Below are 15684 nucleotides of genomic sequence, written 5' to 3' on the forward strand. Positions count from 1 at the left end.
GGGCTCACCGCCCATGGCCGCCGCACGCCGCCGTCGCCGGGTAGAGCACGGCGCCGGTCAGGCCGCCGTCGTCGGCGGCACCGGCCGCGAGGCCGGACAGCCGCAGGCACGCGTCCTCGGTGGCGTCCACGCGGGGGCACTCGACGCCCACGGCGGCGACCTCGGTCACGGAGCCGCGGTGGTGGAGTTCGCCGGCGGAGGACGGCGCGGGCAGGCCGCCCTGGAGGGTGCCGAGGGCGACGACGTCACCGGACGCGCCCGAGGCCTCGCGGATGTCGAAACGCCAATGGGCGTCACTCGCTTTGAGGAGGTATTTCCCGGACCTCCCGCATTCCGCCAGGGAATCCCCGCGGTCGCGGACGAGTTCGGCTATCGCGCAGCACAATGGCGCGTCATGTCCGGCCGCCGTGCGGAAACGGCTGAAACCGGCGAGCGGGGCGGACCGCATGGCGCGGTCGAGGAGGACGACCGCGGACTCCCGTGCGTGCGGATGGCCGTGCTCGGCGATGTCCAGCAGGAAAGGGGCCGCGACCACGGCACCGGGGAGCGTCTCGCCGTTGCCCCCGCGGAGCAGGGAACCGCTGGTCAGGGCCGTCACGGCGGAGGCGACCGAGTCGAGGTCCCGCGCGGCGGCCAGCGCCCTCAGGCCGTCCCGGGCATCCGCGGTCCGAGGGCGCGGCCGCGGCGAGGGAATGGCATTCCAATTGACGGCGTCGATCTCGGTGAGCAGCATCCGCACATGATTCCACCCGCTCCGGAATCTCGCGGTTCCGCATGCGGGACAAGCGTTCGAGCGGCTATCCTCCGCCGCCTCAGGCGGTGTGACGCAGATACAGCGCGCCGCAACTGTGGCAGAACGGCTGCGCCTGCGGCGTCCCCCACACGTCCTCCGCCTGTACGGCCGCCGCGGGGGAGAGCTCCCGCCCGCACAGCCCCGTCACGGCGCCGTCCTCGACCATGTGCCACGCCCGCAGCGGGCTGTCGCCGCCCGCGGGGCCGCCGTCCTCGGTGTCGTACTCCGCACGCATCTCGTACACGGGCATCGCGGTGCCTCCGGGTGGTCATGCCCTTTGTGGTGCCGGTAGTCCAGTATGTCCGTATGCAGCGCCCTCGGCGATCGCAGTCCGGGCGGCTCGGGCAACGGACTTTCGGTGCCGATGAGTTGGGCGCCGGCGGGTGGCGGCCGCCGCGGCCCCTCCCCGCCGTCGGCGCGACCCGGCCGGTCCGTGCGCGAGCCGCCCCGTGTGACCGGTGAGCGGCACACCGTCACCGGATTTGTCACATTCAGTGACCGGAGAAGTTCCCACCGCATGAATGGAGTCCGAAATTAGGGGATTTCACCCTATGTATTGACTGCGGGGAGTAATGGAACCTAAGGTTCATGTCAGAGGACGACTCCTATGAGCCGCATCCCGTCCGACACTTCACCTCTGTGATGGTGCGTCCGCACCCGAGGTCCGGGCGCACCCCCGTCGCACCGTGCCACGCGCATCGGCCGGTGCGGCCAGCGCGCGGTCGCACACGACCGGCGCCGACGTTCCGCACCTTGAAGGGGAACGACAATGCGCGTCCAGAGCACGACCATCCGCCGCGTCGCCGCAGCGGCACTCGCGGCACCGATCCTCGCCCTCGTCGGAGCCGGCGCGGCCGGCGCCGCGCCGCAGCAGGCGGCCCCCGCCTCGCACCAGTCCGTCGTCGCCCACGGGGACGGCTGCCGGGGCTACGGGGACTGGGGTTACGGATGGCGTTACAACCACCACTTCTACAACAACTGCGGCTACGGCTACGGCTACGGCTTCGGAGGTTACGGCGGCTACGACAACGGCTACGGCTACGGCAACGGCGTCGTCGTGGTGGTCCTGTAACCGTCAGTGAACCCGCATCCGCCCGGCGCCCGTCACGGCCACACCAGGCAGTACAGCTGGTGCCCGCTCTCGTGACAGCGCTGGGCGAAGTCCTGCCACTCGTGCAGCATCTTGTAGATCACGAACGCGTCCCGCGGACCGCGGCGGTCGGGAACGGTGGACCAGATGAACGCCGCGGCGCCGAGGGCCTCCTCGTCGGCCTTGCGCAACGGCTCGACGACGGAGTGCGGCAGCTTGACGACGGCGTAGTCGGGATGGAGCACGACGAGTTCCAGCGGCGGGACCTTCGCCGGGGGTATGCCCTCGATCCCGGTCAGCACCATCGCGGCCATCGTCTCCGGCTTGACCTTGGTGTACATCCCCTGGCCCAGCTCGTCACCGCCGAGTTCCTCGGGCCGCATCGAGATGGGGACCCGAGCGGCGGTCGCACCATCGGGTGCGCCGAAGTACTTGTAGGTCACCCCCACTCGGCCACCCCTGCTCCCGCTTTTCTCAACGGCCCTGTCGCGCTCTTTCGGCGGCCGGCGGCGCCGACCGGTGGGGCGGGCGTGCTCCGCGTCGGGGTCGTCCGCCCCGCCGCCCGCGTCACCGCGTTCGCCACCGCGCTGCATTCCACTACCCGACCATCCGCAGACCCAACCGCGCAACCCGATCATCGTCTCAGATGCACGGTCGATACCTCGTCGCGCAACGCCCGGCATTTGAGAGCATGTGCTTGTGAGCTATCCGTACGCCTACGAAGCGCCAGTTTCTCAGACCTTGTTCGATCGAGCAGCCGCCGTGACCCCTGGTGGGGTGAACAGCCCGGTACGCGCCTTTCGTGCGGTGGGCGGTACGCCCCGGTTCATGGTGTCCGGAACGGGTCCCTACCTGAAGGACGCGGATGGTCGCGAATACGTCGACCTCGTCTGCTCCTGGGGGCCGATGATCCTCGGCCACGCCCACCCCGAGGTGATCGCCGCCGTGCAGGCGGCGGTTGCGCGGGGTACGTCCTTCGGCACGCCCGGTGAGGGCGAGGTGGAACTGGCCGAGGAGATCGTGGCGCGCGTCGCGCCGGTCGAGCAGGTGCGGCTGGTCTCCTCCGGCACCGAGGCCACGATGTCGGCGATCCGGCTGGCGCGCGGGTTCACGGGCCGGGCCAAGGTGATCAAGTTCGCGGGGTGTTACCACGGTCATGTGGACGCGCTGCTGGCCGCCGCGGGTTCCGGGGTTGCCACGTTCGGGTTGCCCGACACCCCCGGGGTGACGGGCGCACAGGCCGGCGACACGATCGTGCTCCCGTACAACGACCTCGAGTCCGTGCGGGCCGCGTTCGCCGCCCACCCCGGCGAGATCGCCTGCGTGATCACCGAGGCGTCGCCCGGCAACATGGGCGTCGTGCCGCCCGCCGAGGGCTTCAACCAGGGCCTGGCGGACCTCTGCCGCGAGAACGGCGCGCTCTACGTCTCCGACGAGGTCATGACGGGCTTCCGCGTCTCGAAGGCCGGCTGGTACGGCATCGACGGCGTCCGCCCCGACCTGATGACCTTCGGCAAGGTGATGGGCGGCGGCTTCCCCGCCGCGGCGTTCGGCGGCCGCGCCGACGTGATGGCGCACCTCGCGCCCGCCGGCCCGGTCTACCAGGCGGGCACGCTCTCCGGTAACCCGGTGGCCACCGCGGCGGGTCTCGCCCAGCTGCGGCTGCTGGACGACGCGGTGTACGAGACGGTGGACTCCGTCGCCGCCGAGGTGTCGGGGCTGGTCACGCAGGCGCTCTCCAAGGAGGGCGTGGCGCACGGCCTGCAGACCGCGGGCAACATGTTCTCGGTGTTCTTCACCGAGGACCGGGTGAGCAACTACGACGAGGCGAGGAAGCAGGAGGCGTTCCGCTTCACCGCCTTCTTCCACTCGATGCTCGCCCAGGGCGTGTACCTGCCGCCCTCCGCGTTCGAGTCGTGGTTCGTCTCGTCGGCGCACGACTCCGCCGCCGTCGAGCGCATCGCCGCGGCCCTGCCGGCCGCCGCCCGCGCCGCCGCGGAGGCCACGGCATGAGCGAGATCACCGTCGTCCACCTGATGCGGCACGGCGAGGTGGAGAACCCCACCGGCGTGCTCTACGGGCGCCTGCCCGGCTACCACCTGTCCGACCTGGGGCGGAAGATGGCCGACCGGGTCGCCGAGCACCTCACGGGCCGCGACATCACCCATGTCGTCGCCTCCCCGCTGGAGCGCGCCCAGGAGACCGCGACGCCGATCGCCGCCGTGCTCGGGCTGGACATCGCGAGCGACGAGCGGCTGATCGAGGCCGACAACGTCTTCCAGGGCAAGACCTTCGGTGTCGGGGACGGTGCGCTCAAGCGCCCGGCCAACTGGAAGCACCTGGTCAACCCGTTCCGGCCGAGCTGGGGCGAGCCGTACGCGGACCAGGTCGTCCGCATGACGGCCGCGCTGGAGGCGGCCCGGGACGCGGCCCGCGGCCACGAGGCGGTCTGCGTGAGCCACCAGCTGCCGATCTGGATCGTGCGCAGCGCCATTGAGCAGCGGCGACTGTGGCACGACCCGCGCAAGCGGCAGTGCACCCTGGCGAGCCTGACGTCCTTCACGTTCGAGGACGACCGGATCGTCTCGGTCGGCTACACCGAGCCCGCCCGCGACCTGGTCCCGGCACACCTGCTGGCCGGGGCGAAGCCGGTCAAGGGCGGCAGCAAGGGCTTCGGCGCGTAGGTCCTGCCGTCAGCCCCCCGCCGCGGAGCCCGGCCGGGGGAGCCACGCCGACGACAGGACCCGGCGACCGTCTCTCACGAGGGCGCCGGTCACGGAGACCGGCGCGCTCCGGCACGCCCTGTGACGGCTGCCCGCCGCGTGGCCCGATCAGGGCCCCGTCCCGGTGAATTGCCGCACCCCGGGAAGGAACCCGCCGCACGTGGACGGCATCTAGCGCGGTGGGGGGCCGAGGCGACACGGGGATTGGGGCGTGGAATGCGGGACATCAGCCGACGAGGAGTGCTGGGCCTGGCGGCCGGAGCGGCCGCGGCCGGGCTGGCGGGCTGTGCCGGGGAGAGCCCCGGCGGCCGGCACACGAGCGGGGGGTCCCTGCCGTCGGCGACGCCGTCCGCGAGCCGCCCGCAGGTGCGGCCCTCCCCGTCCCCATCGGTGCGGACGATAGGTGACGGCTCCACGGCCGACACCGGGCCGCAGCCCCACCAGCCCGTGGTGGACCGCCTGGAACCGGGGCAGACGCCGCCGCAGTTCGTGATCTTCTCCTGGGACGGGGCGGGGGAGCTCGACAACGGCCTCTTCGAGCGGTTCCGGAAGCTCGCGGCCGAGCACGGGGCGAAGATGACCTTCTTCCTCTCCGGCGTCTACCTGCTCCCCGAGTCGAAGAAGAGGTTCTACAAGCCGCCGCGCAACCCCGTCGGCGCCTCCGACATCGGCTACCTCACCGACGCCCACGTCCGCGCCACCCTGCAGCAACTGCGGCTGGCCTGGCTGGAGGGCCACGAGATCGGCACCCACTTCAACGGCCACTTCTGCGCGGGATCCGGCTCGGTGGGCCGCTGGAGCCCGGCCGACTGGCGCAGCGAGATCGAACAGGCCGTCGGCTTCGTCGAGAACTGGCGCACCCACACCGGGTTCACCGACCTGCCCCCGCTGCCCTTCGACTACCGCAAGGAACTGGTCGGCGGCCGTACGCCCTGCCTGCTGGGCCAGCGTTCGCTGCTGCCCACCGCCGCCCGCCTCGGCTGGCGCTACGACGCCAGTTCCCCGGGCGGTCTGCAGGTGTGGCCGGGCAGGAGCCACGGGCTGTGGAACCTGCCGCTGCAGGCGCTGCCCTTCCCCGGTCGCTCCTTCGAGGTGCTGTCGATGGACTACAACATGCTGGCCAACCAGTCGGTGAACTCCACCCGCGGCAACCCCGCCCACTACCCGGCCTGGCAGCGGCAGGCCCGCGACGCCTACCTGGCGGGCTTCCGCCGGGCGTACGAGACCAACCGCGCGCCGCTGTTCATCGGCAACCACTTCGAACAGTGGAACGGCGGGATCTACATGGACGCCGTCGAGGACGCGCTCCGGCGGATGGCCGACCACCGGGACGTGCGGCTGGTGTCGTTCCGGCAGTTCGTGGACTGGCTGGACGCGCAGGACCCCGCCGTCCTGGCGAAGCTGCGCACCCTCGGGCCGGGGCAGCGTCCGGCGGGCGGCTGGCGCCGTTTCCTCGCGCAGGAACGTTCCTCCTTGTCCCCCTCCTCATCCATGTCCCCCTCCACCCACTCCTAGGGCGATGCATCCGCTTCGTCCGAAAGGGGACGGGCAGGCCGAGCCGGTGAACGGGAACGTCGACCGGGCCGGCGCCTTCCCCGCCGGCGACACGCTCGGGGAGGGGGTCGTCGCGGACTTCGACGCGTTGGCGCTCCCCGGGCGGCCTCGCCAACCCCACATGCTGCGCACGGACCCGGACGCCGTCGGCTTCACCAGGGACTTCTTCGCCGAGGGCCGCCCGGTCCCGGCGATCCGCCACGCGCCGTGGCTGCCCGTGGAGGCCGGTGTCGTGCACGGACGCACCCTCACCTCCTGGCCGGGCGTGTGCGCCGACGTCACCGACGCCGGCGGCGCCTGGACCGGCCAGGAGGTCGTGGTCGACTGCGACGGCCCCAACGTGCTGGTCAGCAGCCGTAGGCCCGGTGATCTCAAGGCCTTCCGGGACGCACTGGCGGACGAGTTCGCGCAGCAGGCCGGAAGGCGCGATTAACCGTCGCTTACTTGGGGCATTTGCCGCTTTCGGCAAAGGTGTCGGGGGTGCGCAAGATCGCCTCCGGCCTCATGCGAAACTTTTCACATGAGTCCTACGCGCGCCCTCCGACGCCGTCCGCTCCGCGGTGCCGCGGCACTCGCCGGGGCAGCGACGTTCGCGCTGGTCGTCACGGCCTGCTCGACCTCCACCGCGTCCTCCAACGGCACCGGCTCGGGGACGAACTACGTCGGCGGCACCGGTGAGATCTCCACGGTCGAGCCGGGGCACCGGGTGGCCGTCCCGCAGCTGAGCGGGAAGTCCGTCGAGGGCGCTCCGCTCAGCCTCGCCGACTACAAGGGCAAGGTCGTCGTCCTCAACATCTGGGGCTCGTGGTGCCCGCCCTGCCGGGCCGAGGCACCGCACCTGGCCAAGGTGGCGAAGGAGACCGAGTCCCAGGGCGTGCAGTTCCTCGGCATCAACACCCGGGACCTGCAGACCGCCCAGGCGAAGGCCTTCGAGAAGGAGTTCGCCATCCCCTTCCCGAGCTTCTACGACCCGTCCGGCGACCTGGTGCTGCGCTTCCCCAAGGGCAGCGTCAACCCGCAGGCCATCCCTTCCACGCTGATCATCGACCGCCAGGGGAAGATCGCGGTGCGCGCGCTGAAGGAACTCGGCGCGGACGAACTGCACGAGGTCCTCGACCCGGTGATCGCGGAGAAGTGACGTGAGCGTACTCGCCGCCGGTGCCAACCAGACCGTCGTGAACGGCGCCCTGCTCGCCGCCGTGCCGGTCGCGCTCCTGGGCGGCCTGGTCTCGTTCTTCTCGCCGTGCGTGCTGCCGCTCGTCCCGGGCTACCTGTCGTACGTGACCGGCGTCACCGGCACCGACCTGGCCGAGGCCCGGCGCGGCCGGATGTTCGCGGGCGCGTCGCTGTTCGTCCTCGGCTTCACCGCGGTCTTCGTCTCCGGCGGCGCGCTGTTCGGCAACTTCGGCACGACGCTGCTGGAGCACAAGACGGTCATCACCAGGGTGCTCGGCGCGCTCACCATCGTCCTGGGGCTCGCCTTCATGGGGGTGGTCGGCGGCATCACCCAGCGCGAGCTCCGCTTCCACCGCAGGCCCACGATGGGCCTGGCGGGGGCGCCGCTGCTCGGCGTGCTCTTCGGCATCGGCTGGACGCCGTGCCTGGGTCCGACGCTGAGCGCCGTCAACTTCCTCGCCTTCAACGAGGCCAGTGCCGGTCGCGGGGCTCTGCTCACCGCCGTCTACTGCCTCGGACTCGGCCTGCCGTTCATACTGGCCGCCATCGCCTTCCGCCGCGCCCTCGGCGCCTTCGGCTGGGTCAAGCGCCACTATGTGTGGGTGATGCGCCTCGGTGGTGGCATGCTCGTCGCCGTCGGCCTGCTGCTCGTCACCGGCGTGTGGGACCACATCGTCTACCAGATGCAGATCTGGTCGAACGGCTTCACTCCAGGGATCTGATCGATGAGCTCCAAAGACACCGCGGGGGCACCCCCCGGCGCGGCGGATGACACCGGTACCGACCTCGGCGCGGCGGGCGCACAGCTGTCGACCGCGCCCGTCGAGGACCTGGGTCAGGCCGTCCCCGGCTCCTTCGGCGGCGTCCGCCGGCCGGGCCCGGCCGGCGCGCTCGCCTGGACCGGCCGCGAGGCCGGGGGCTGGGTGCGCTGGACGTGGCGTCAGCTCACCTCGATGCGGGTGGCGCTGATCCTGCTCTTCCTGCTGTCGCTCGCCGCCGTCCCCGGTTCGCTGGTGCCGCAGACCGCCGTCGACGAGATCAAGGCGCAGAACTTCAAGGACGCCCACACCACGGTGGCGCCGCTGTACGAGAAGCTCGGGCTGTTCAACGTCTACAGCTCGGTGTGGTTCTCGGCGATCTACATCCTGCTGTTCGTCTCGCTCGCCGGCTGCATCGTCCCGCGCAGCTGGCAGTTCGTCGGCCAGCTCCGCGCCAAGCCCCCGGCGGCGCCGCGCAACCTGACCCGGCTCCCGGCGTACGCGACCTGGCGCACCGAGGCCGAGCCGGAGGCCGTGCTCGCCTCCGCGCAGCGCGTGCTGCGCGGCCGCCGCTTCCGCACCCAGGTGGCCGGCACGGCGGTCGCGTCGGAGAAGGGCTTCCTGCGCGAGGCGGGCAACCTGCTGTTCCACGTCGCCCTGTTCGGGCTGCTGATCTCCTTCGCGGTGGGCGGGCTGTTCAAGGCCGAGGGCGGCAAGCTGATCGTCGAGGGCGACGGCTTCAACAACACGCTCACCCAGTACGACGACTTCAAGCCGGGCACCTTCTACAACGCTGACGACCTGGACACCTTCGGCTTCAAGCTGGACGGCTTCACCGCCTCGTACGCGCGCAGCGGCCCCCAGAAGGGCACCCCGCGCACCTTCCGCGCCAACATCCGCTACTGGACGAGCCCCGGCGGCGCGCAGAAGAAGTCCGCCATCGAGGTCAACGAGCCGCTGGAGGTGGGGAGCTCCAAGGTCTACCTGATCGGCCACGGCTACGCCCCCGTCGTCACCGTCAGGGACGGCCAGGGCAACGTCGCCTTCCAGGGCCCGGTCCCGTTCCTGCCGCAGGACGGCAACCAGACCTCGGTGGGCGTGATCAAGGCGATGGACGTCCGCGACCACGCAGACCGGAAGACCCAGTACGGCTTCCAGGGGCTGTTCACCCCGACCTTCGCGCTCAACGCGCAGCAGGGCCCGCACTCGTCCTTCCCGGCCCTGGACTACCCGGCGCTGATCCTCACCGCGTACCACGGCGACCTGGGTGTCGACGCCGGCCTGCCGCAGAACGTGTACCAGCTCGACACCGACAAGATGAAGCAGTTCAAGGACGCCGACGGCCAGATCGTCAGCAAGGCGATGAAGCCGGGGGAGACCCTCGAGCTGCCCGACGGGGACGGCTCGCTCACCTTCGACGGCGTCAAGACCTGGGCCACCTTCCAGGTCTCCCACCAGGCCGGCAACGGCTGGGCGCTGGTCAGCGCCGTGTCCGCGATCGCCGGCCTGGCCGGCTCGCTGTTCATCCAGCGCCGCCGGGTCTGGGTGCGCGCGGTGCGCGGCGACGACGGGACCACCGTCGTCGAGCTGGCCGGACTCGGCCGCAGCGAGTCCGCGCGGATCGCCGACGAACTCGGCGAACTCGCCGGCGACCTCACGGTCACGGCACCTCCGCTGCCCGCGGCGGAACCCGAAGCACCAGAAGAACCCCTGCCCCATGACGAAGGAGCGCGCGCGTGACCATCGCTGCCGCGGTCAACGAGAACGTCGCCCACATCAGCAACCTGCTGATCTACTCGGCGATGGCGGTCTACACGCTGGCCTTCCTCGCGTACATCGCGGAGTGGGTCTTCGGCAGCCGCAGCAAGGTCGCCAGGACCTCCGCCGCGCTCGCCCCCGCCGCCGGGTCCGCGCCCGCGGTCACCGTGACCGTGAAGCAGGGCGGCGGCACCGCCACCCTGGCGCGTCCCGAGGTCGTCACCCGGGCCGGCGCCAGTGACCGCGGCTTCGCCGACGGCCCCGGCGCGGCCGGCGGTACCGAGCAGGGCGACCTCTACGGCCGTATCGCCATCTCCCTCACCGTGCTCGCCTGGGCGCTGCACGTGGGTGGTGTCGTGGCCCGGGCCGTCTCGGTGCAGCGTGCCCCCTGGGGCAACATGTACGAGTTCTCGACGACCTTCGGCGCCTGCGCGGTCACGGCGTACGTCGTGCTGCTCGCGCTCGGCAAGAAGGTCCGCTGGATCGGGCTCTTCCTCACCACGACCGTCCTGCTCGACCTCGGTCTCGCCGTCTCCGTGCTCTACACCGACAGCGACCAGCTGGTCCCGGCCCTGCACTCCTACTGGCTGTGGATCCACGTCTCCTGCGCGATCATCTCCGGTGCGGTGTTCTACCTGGGCGCGGTCGCGACGCTGCTCTACCTCTTCCGGGACCGCTACGAGACGGCCCTGACCGCCGCGGGCAAGGCCGAGGGCACCTGGGCGGGCATCATGTACCGCCTGCCCTCGGCCGCGAGCCTGGACAAGTTCGCGTACCGCGTGAACGCCATGGTCTTCCCGCTGTGGACGTTCACGATCATCGCCGGCGCGATCTGGGCCGAGGCCGCCTGGGGCCGCTACTGGGGCTGGGACCCCAAGGAGACCTGGTCCTTCATCACCTGGGTGGTCTACGCGGCCTACCTGCACGCCCGGGCCACCGCCGGCTGGAAGGGCCGCAAGGCCGCCTACCTGGCGCTGCTCGCCTTCGCCTGCTTCCTGTTCAACTACTACGGCGTGAACATCTTCATCACCGGCAAGCACTCCTACGCCGGCGTCTGATCCCGTCCCCGGCGCACCGGCGTGACGCGGGTGCGCCGGGGCCCGGGGCCGGCGGCGGGGATCACGCGCCGATGTCCTCGTTCCACAGCCCGGGACGGGCCGCGACGAACTCCGTCATCAGGGCGACGCACTCCGGGTCGTCCAGCAGGACGATCTCCACGCCGTGCTCGGCCAGCCAGTCGTGGCCGCCGTGGAAGGTGCGGGCCTCGCCGATGACGACCCGGGAGATCCCGAACTGCCGGACCAGGCCGCTGCAGTACCAGCACGGCGACAGCGTGGTCACCATCGTCGTGCCGCGGTAGGTGCGCTGCCGCCCGGCGGCGCGGAAGGCCGCCGTCTCGCCGTGCGCGGACGGATCGCCGTCCTGCACACGGCGGTTGTGGCCGCGGCCCAGCACCGTACGGCCGTCCGGGCCGTACAGGGCCGCCCCGATGGGGATCCCGCCCTCCGCGAGGCCCGCCCGGGCCTCCGCGACGGCGGTCGCCAGCATCGCCTGCGCGTCGTCCATGACGCCCAGTGTCCCGCAGGATCAGCCGCGGTGCTGGTTGTCCTGGCCGTCGCCGGAGCCGTTCTCGCGCTGCCGCAGCTCCTCCTCGCGGCGCCGCAGGTCGGCCTCCCAGCTCTTCAGCAGCTGCTCGTCCTTCTTGTTCTCCTCGCGGAGCGAGTGCAGGAACTCCGGGTTGTCGTCCGGCGCGACCCACTGCGTGCGGTGGTTGCGGTGCCACTCCGCCGGCGTGCTCCCGCCGGCCGGGGCGGTGCGGTGCTTGCCGGCCACCAGCCACGCGATGGGGCCGATCAGCACCTCGCCGAAGAGCAGGATGACGATGACCCAGACGACCTTGGGGAGGCCGCGGACCTGCTCCTCGGGCGTGTTGAGGCAGTCGATGAAGGCGTAGATCCACAACGCCAGCACCAGCAGGAACGGGATGTACCGGATCATCGCGGGAGTGCCCCCCAGGCAGCGGCGGCGGGGCGCGGCAGGGCCCCGGTGACGGGTACAGGGTAGTCCGTGCCGGATACTGGACCGCATGGCTTACGACGATCTTCGCTCGCTGCTGAGGGCCCTGGAGAAGGAGGGTGACCTGAGGCGCGTCAAGGCCGAGGTCGACCCGTACCTGGAGGTCGGTGAGATCGTCGACCGCGTCAACAAGGCGGGCGGCCCGGCGCTGCTGTTCGAGAACGTCAAGGGTTCTTCGATGCCCCTGGCGATGAACGTCTACGGCACCGACCGCCGGCTGCTGAAGGCGCTCGGCCTGAAGTCCTACGCCGACATCGGCGACCGCATCGGCGGGCTCCTCAAGCCGGAGCTGCCGCACGGCTTCGTCGGCGTGCGCGAGGCCTTCGGCAAGCTCGCCGGGATGACGCACGTGCCGCCGAAGAAGGTGAAGGACGCCCCCGTCCAGGAGGTCGTGCTCACCGGCGACGACGTCGACCTCGACGCGCTGCCCGCGCTGTTCACCTGGCCCGAGGACGGCGGCTCCTTCTTCAACCTGGGCCTGACGCACACCAAGGACCCGGAGACCGGCGTCCGCAACCTGGGCCTGTACCGGCTGCAGCGGCACGACCGCCGCACCATCGGCATGCACTGGCAGATCCACAAGGACAGCCGCAACCACTACCAGGTGGCCCAGCGGCGCGGCGAACGGCTGCCGGTGGCCATCGCGTTCGGCTGCCCGCCCGCCGTGACGTACGCCTCCACCGCGCCTCTGCCGGGCGACATCGACGAGTACCTCCTCGCCGGCTTCGTCGGGGGCAGGCGCATCGAGATGGTCGACTGCAAGACGGTGCCGCTCCAGGTGCCCGCCCAGGCCGAGGTGGTCCTAGAGGGCTGGCTGGAGCCCGGGAGGATGCTGCCCGAGGGGCCGTTCGGCGACCACACGGGCTTCTACACCCCGCAGGAGCCCTTCCCGGCGCTGACCATCGACTGCGTGACGATGCGCCGCCGGCCGCTGCTGCAGTCCATCGTGGTGGGCCGTCCGCCGACCGAGGACGGCCCGCTGGGCCGGGCCACCGAGCGGTTCTTCCTCCCGCTGCTGAAGGTCATCGTGCCGGACATCGTGGACTACCACCTGCCGGAGGCGGGCGGCTTCCACAACTGCGCGATCGTCTCGATCGACAAGAAGTACCCCAAGCACGCCCAGAAGGTCATGCACGCCATCTGGGGCGCGCACATGATGTCGCTGACCAAGCTGATCGTCGTCGTCGACGCCGACTGCGACGTGCACGACCTGCACGAGGTCGCCTGGCGGGCGCTGGGCAACACCGACTACGCCCGCGACCTGTCGGTCGTCGAGGGTCCCGTGGACCACCTCGACCACTCCTCGTACCAGCAGTTCTGGGGCGGCAAGGCCGGCATCGACGCGACCCGGAAGCTGCCCGAGGAGGGCTACACCCGCGACGGCGGCTGGCCCGAGATGGTGCTCTCCGACCCGGAGACCGCCGCGAAGGTCGACCGACGCTGGAAGGAGTACGGCCTGTGAGCGCCGAATCAGCGACGCCGGATCTCTTCGGGCCCTCTCCCCGCCCGGACGGCAAGGTCCGGGCGTTCCTGCGGCTGGTGATGATCGAGCACTCGGTCTTCGCCCTGCCCTTCGCCTACATCGCCGCGCTCAGCGCGATGTTCGCCGAGGACCGGTCCGTCCACTGGTGGCAGCTCCTCCTGATCACCGTCGCCATGGTGGGCCTGCGCACCTTCGCGATGGCCTGCAACCGGATCATCGACCGCGAGATCGACGCCCGCAATCCCCGCACCGCGGGACGCGAACTGGTCACCGGCGCGGTGTCCGTGCGCTCGGCGTGGACCGGCGCCCTGATCGCCATGGTGTTCTTCCTGGGCGCCGCCGCGCTGCTCAACCCGCTGTGCCTGGCGCTCGCGCCGGTCGCGGTGGTCCCGATGGTGGTCTACCCGTACGGCAAGCGGTTCACGGACTACCCGCACGCCATCCTCGGCCTCGCCCAGGCCATGGGCCCGGTCGGCGCCTGGCTGGCGGTCTCCGGCTCCTGGTCGTGGGACGCCGTGATCCTCGGCCTCGCGGTGGGCGTGTGGATCGGCGGCTTCGACCTCATCTTCGCCTGCCAGGACGTCGCCGCCGACCGCGCCCACGGGGTGCGCTCGGTGCCGGCCCGCTTCGGCATCGACGGCGCGCTGTACGGCGCACGGGTGAGCCACGTGGTGACGACCGTCCTGCTCGTCTGGTACGGACTGGCCGTCGGTGCCGGGGCCTTCTGGTGGGTCGGCATGCTGATCGTGGGCGGCGCCTTCGTCTACGAGCACAGCATCGTGAAGCCCGGCGACCTCAGCAGGCTCAACCGGGCGTTCTTCACCGTCAACGGCTTCATCGGCATGGCGCTGTTCCTCTGCGCCCTGCTGGACCTCGCGGTGCGCGGCCTGGGCGTCTGACGCCCGGGCCGCTCCGGCCGCGACCGCTCAGCCGCGCACGAACGGCAGGGCGAAGAACTTCGGGTAGTTCCACCACTGGCCGCCGTTGGCCTTCGTGCTGCCGATGATGCAGAGGATCAGCCCGGCCAGCAGGTGCAGCCCGGCCACGGCCAGCAGCCCGAAGGCCGCGACGGGCAGCCAGCCCGGGCTGCCGTCGTCGTACGCGGCGAGGCTGACCAGGCCGCCGACGTAACCGGCCACGGCGAGCAGGCCCACGATGGCCGTGGTGATGCCGTAGTTGATCGCCTGGGCGGCGTGGTGCCGGATGAAGGGGTCGTGCTTGTTGTGCTGGTTGGAGCGGATGACCAGCGGGGCCACCCAGGCCAGCGCCCAGCCGATGCAGCAGACGCTGCTCCCCGCCACCAGGGTCAGCAGCGCGCCCAGGTGGGCCCACATGGCGGGTGTGGTGGGCGGCCGCACCGGCGGCGGCGGGTACGGCAGCGGTCCGTGCGCGTAGCCGTAGCCGTACGGCGGCGGTGGCTGGGGCGGCGACGGCATGGCGTGGGGACCCTGTGCCGGGCCCTGCTGCGGTGGCACGGGCGGTGCCGCGTCCCGCGGTGGTACGCCCTCGTGCTTGCTGAAATCGGTCATGGAGAACCGCCCCCCCGTCGCTTCGTTCCCGGGATCCTACGACGTCATCTGATCAGCCCGTCGGCGGGGCGGTCCCGGAAGAGGAAGGCGCCCACGACACCGCCGACGAGGCCGAAGAGGTGGCCCTGCCAGGAGACCCCCTGCGCGGTGGGCAGGACACCCCACAGGATCGAGCCGTACGCCACCGCGACGACCAGGCCGACCGCGATGTCGATCAGGCGCCGGTCCACGAAGCCGCGCACCAGCAGGTAGCCGAACAGGCCGAAGACGACGCCGGAGGCGCCGGCGGTGTTGGTGTGCTCCGGGGCCACCAGCCAGACCCCGCCGCCGCTCGTCATGACGATGACGAAGACCACGCTCAGCAGACGGCCGGTGCCGCGCAGCGCCGCGAGGAAGCCCAGCACCAGCAGTGGCAGGCTGTTGGCGGCGACGTGGTCGAAGCCGAAGTGGATGAAGGCGGCCGGGATGATGTCGCGCAGCTCGCCGATCTGCCGCGGCGCGATCCCGAAGGTGTCGAGCGCGTGATGGGTCATCACGTCGACGCACTCGATCAGCCAGAGCAGCCCCACCCAGATGAACATGATCGCCGCGGCCGTCTTCGCCCGCTCGCCCGGACCCGGCACGGCGTCGTGGCCGGCGCGCCGCCGCGCGTCACCGGCGTCGCGCCCGGCGATGGGTTCGTACGCCACACGTCCCCCCTCGTGGTGGTCCACCGCCCGCCCGGCAGGCCGGGCTTCCCTCACG

Annotated in this window: 18 protein-coding genes; 11 read left to right on the forward strand and 7 right to left on the reverse strand. The window is 71.5% G+C overall.

From position 1 onward, the window contains the following. Window positions 1-4 precede the first annotated feature (4 nt). Together ACFW3D_RS11960 and ACFW3D_RS11965 are read right to left on the reverse strand one after the other, a co-directional pair. Window positions 5-733, reverse strand: coding sequence for a hypothetical protein (locus tag ACFW3D_RS11960; RefSeq protein ID WP_500503960.1), 729 nt, complete (start codon window positions 731-733; stop codon window positions 5-7). Window positions 734-812: 79 nt separating this feature from the next. Further along, the gene (locus ACFW3D_RS11965; RefSeq protein WP_500503961.1) at window positions 813-1043 is read right to left on the reverse strand and encodes a hypothetical protein; all 231 of its coding nucleotides are present in this window, start codon (window positions 1041-1043) and stop codon (window positions 813-815) included. Between the two features lie 519 nt (window positions 1044-1562). On the opposite strand from ACFW3D_RS11965, the gene ACFW3D_RS11970 reads away from it, so the two are divergent. Then, the gene (locus tag ACFW3D_RS11970) at window positions 1563-1865 is read left to right on the forward strand and encodes a hypothetical protein (RefSeq protein WP_500503962.1); all 303 of its coding nucleotides are present in this window, start codon (window positions 1563-1565) and stop codon (window positions 1863-1865) included. 32 nt (window positions 1866-1897) lie between these two features. Here ACFW3D_RS11970 and ACFW3D_RS11975 read toward each other — a convergent pair whose 3' ends face one another. Beyond that, the gene (locus ACFW3D_RS11975; RefSeq protein ID WP_500503963.1) at window positions 1898-2476 is read right to left on the reverse strand and encodes a hypothetical protein; all 579 of its coding nucleotides are present in this window, start codon (window positions 2474-2476) and stop codon (window positions 1898-1900) included. Window positions 2477-2582: 106 nt separating this feature from the next. Here ACFW3D_RS11975 and hemL point away from each other — a divergent pair, with 106 nt between their 5' ends. The 8 genes from hemL to ccsB all read left to right on the forward strand — a co-directional run bounded on the left by hemL (window position 2583) and on the right by ccsB (window position 10910). Next, on the forward strand, window positions 2583-3896 hold the full coding sequence (hemL, locus tag ACFW3D_RS11980; RefSeq protein WP_500503964.1) for a glutamate-1-semialdehyde 2,1-aminomutase: 1314 nt from the start codon (window positions 2583-2585) through the stop codon (window positions 3894-3896). Next, a complete protein-coding gene (locus ACFW3D_RS11985; protein WP_500503965.1) occupies window positions 3893-4567 on the forward strand; it encodes a histidine phosphatase family protein in 675 nt (224 codons plus the stop codon). The genes hemL and ACFW3D_RS11985 overlap by 4 nt, the downstream gene beginning before the upstream one ends. A 255-nt stretch (window positions 4568-4822) precedes the next feature. Beyond that, window positions 4823-6121: a polysaccharide deacetylase family protein gene (locus tag ACFW3D_RS11990; RefSeq protein ID WP_500503966.1), complete on the forward strand. Its 1299-nt coding sequence runs from the start codon at window positions 4823-4825 to the stop codon at window positions 6119-6121. A 46-nt stretch (window positions 6122-6167) separates the two neighbouring features. Then, window positions 6168-6593, forward strand: coding sequence for a DJ-1/PfpI family protein (locus ACFW3D_RS11995; RefSeq protein ID WP_500503968.1), 426 nt, complete (start codon window positions 6168-6170; stop codon window positions 6591-6593). A gap of 87 nt (window positions 6594-6680) precedes the next feature. After that, entirely contained in the window at window positions 6681-7298 is a 618-nt protein-coding gene (locus tag ACFW3D_RS12000; protein ID WP_500503969.1) for a TlpA family protein disulfide reductase, read from the forward strand. 1 nt (window position 7299) lies between these two features. Further along, window positions 7300-8058 (forward strand): cytochrome c biogenesis CcdA family protein, encoded by a 759-nt coding sequence (locus ACFW3D_RS12005; RefSeq protein ID WP_500503970.1) that lies wholly within the window; start codon window positions 7300-7302, stop codon window positions 8056-8058. A gap of 3 nt (window positions 8059-8061) precedes the next feature. Continuing rightward, the gene (gene resB / locus ACFW3D_RS12010; RefSeq protein ID WP_500503971.1) at window positions 8062-9834 is read left to right on the forward strand and encodes a cytochrome c biogenesis protein ResB; all 1773 of its coding nucleotides are present in this window, start codon (window positions 8062-8064) and stop codon (window positions 9832-9834) included. Next, entirely contained in the window at window positions 9831-10910 is a 1080-nt protein-coding gene (gene ccsB, locus ACFW3D_RS12015) for a c-type cytochrome biogenesis protein CcsB (RefSeq protein ID WP_500503972.1), read from the forward strand. Before resB ends, ccsB begins: the two co-directional genes overlap by 4 nt. Before the next feature lie 61 nt (window positions 10911-10971). Here the strand turns inward: ccsB and ACFW3D_RS12020 are convergent, their stop codons facing one another. Both ACFW3D_RS12020 and ACFW3D_RS12025 read right to left on the reverse strand, forming a co-directional pair. After that, complete coding sequence (locus tag ACFW3D_RS12020; RefSeq protein WP_500503973.1) at window positions 10972-11418, reverse strand: nucleoside deaminase; 447 nt, start codon at window positions 11416-11418, stop codon at window positions 10972-10974. A gap of 21 nt (window positions 11419-11439) precedes the next feature. Continuing rightward, complete coding sequence (locus ACFW3D_RS12025) at window positions 11440-11850, reverse strand: PLD nuclease N-terminal domain-containing protein (RefSeq protein ID WP_500503974.1); 411 nt, start codon at window positions 11848-11850, stop codon at window positions 11440-11442. Window positions 11851-11938: 88 nt separating this feature from the next. On the opposite strand from ACFW3D_RS12025, the gene ACFW3D_RS12030 reads away from it, so the two are divergent. Beyond that, window positions 11939-13390, forward strand: coding sequence for a menaquinone biosynthesis decarboxylase (locus ACFW3D_RS12030; RefSeq protein ID WP_500503975.1), 1452 nt, complete (start codon window positions 11939-11941; stop codon window positions 13388-13390). Next, a complete protein-coding gene (mqnP, locus tag ACFW3D_RS12035; RefSeq protein WP_500503976.1) occupies window positions 13387-14310 on the forward strand; it encodes a menaquinone biosynthesis prenyltransferase MqnP in 924 nt (307 codons plus the stop codon). The genes ACFW3D_RS12030 and mqnP overlap by 4 nt, the downstream gene beginning before the upstream one ends. A gap of 27 nt (window positions 14311-14337) precedes the next feature. Here the strand turns inward: mqnP and ACFW3D_RS12040 are convergent, their stop codons facing one another. Together ACFW3D_RS12040 and ACFW3D_RS12045 are read right to left on the reverse strand one after the other, a co-directional pair. Then, window positions 14338-14940: a DUF4870 domain-containing protein gene (locus ACFW3D_RS12040; protein WP_500503977.1), complete on the reverse strand. Its 603-nt coding sequence runs from the start codon at window positions 14938-14940 to the stop codon at window positions 14338-14340. 44 nt (window positions 14941-14984) lie between these two features. Beyond that, a complete protein-coding gene (locus ACFW3D_RS12045; protein WP_500503978.1) occupies window positions 14985-15629 on the reverse strand; it encodes a rhomboid family intramembrane serine protease in 645 nt (214 codons plus the stop codon). Window positions 15630-15684: the final 55 nt, after the last annotated feature.

This window comes from Streptomyces sp. NPDC058864, assembly GCF_042742985.1.
Lineage (GTDB): Bacteria > Actinomycetota > Actinomycetes > Streptomycetales > Streptomycetaceae > Actinacidiphila.

Bases quoted from the DNA above. Each gene is read 5' to 3' on its own strand.
- ACFW3D_RS11960 (WP_500503960.1), bottom strand. From the start codon at position 733: ATGCTGCTCACCGAGATCGACGCCGTCAATTGGAATGCCATTCCCTCG.
- ACFW3D_RS11965 (WP_500503961.1), bottom strand. From the start codon at position 1,043: ATGCCCGTGTACGAGATGCGTGCGGAGTACGACACCGAGGACGGCGGC.
- ACFW3D_RS11970 (WP_500503962.1), top strand. From the start codon at position 1,563: ATGCGCGTCCAGAGCACGACCATCCGCCGCGTCGCCGCAGCGGCACTC.
- ACFW3D_RS11975 (WP_500503963.1), bottom strand. From the start codon at position 2,476: ATGCAGCGCGGTGGCGAACGCGGTGACGCGGGCGGCGGGGCGGACGAC.
- ACFW3D_RS11985 (WP_500503965.1), top strand. From the start codon at position 3,893: ATGAGCGAGATCACCGTCGTCCACCTGATGCGGCACGGCGAGGTGGAG.
- ACFW3D_RS11990 (WP_500503966.1), top strand. From the start codon at position 4,823: ATGCGGGACATCAGCCGACGAGGAGTGCTGGGCCTGGCGGCCGGAGCG.
- ACFW3D_RS12000 (WP_500503969.1), top strand. From the start codon at position 6,681: ATGAGTCCTACGCGCGCCCTCCGACGCCGTCCGCTCCGCGGTGCCGCG.
- resB (WP_500503971.1), top strand. From the start codon at position 8,062: ATGAGCTCCAAAGACACCGCGGGGGCACCCCCCGGCGCGGCGGATGAC.
- ACFW3D_RS12020 (WP_500503973.1), bottom strand. From the start codon at position 11,418: ATGGACGACGCGCAGGCGATGCTGGCGACCGCCGTCGCGGAGGCCCGG.
- ACFW3D_RS12025 (WP_500503974.1), bottom strand. From the start codon at position 11,850: ATGATCCGGTACATCCCGTTCCTGCTGGTGCTGGCGTTGTGGATCTAC.
- ACFW3D_RS12030 (WP_500503975.1), top strand. From the start codon at position 11,939: ATGGCTTACGACGATCTTCGCTCGCTGCTGAGGGCCCTGGAGAAGGAG.
- ACFW3D_RS12040 (WP_500503977.1), bottom strand. From the start codon at position 14,940: ATGACCGATTTCAGCAAGCACGAGGGCGTACCACCGCGGGACGCGGCA.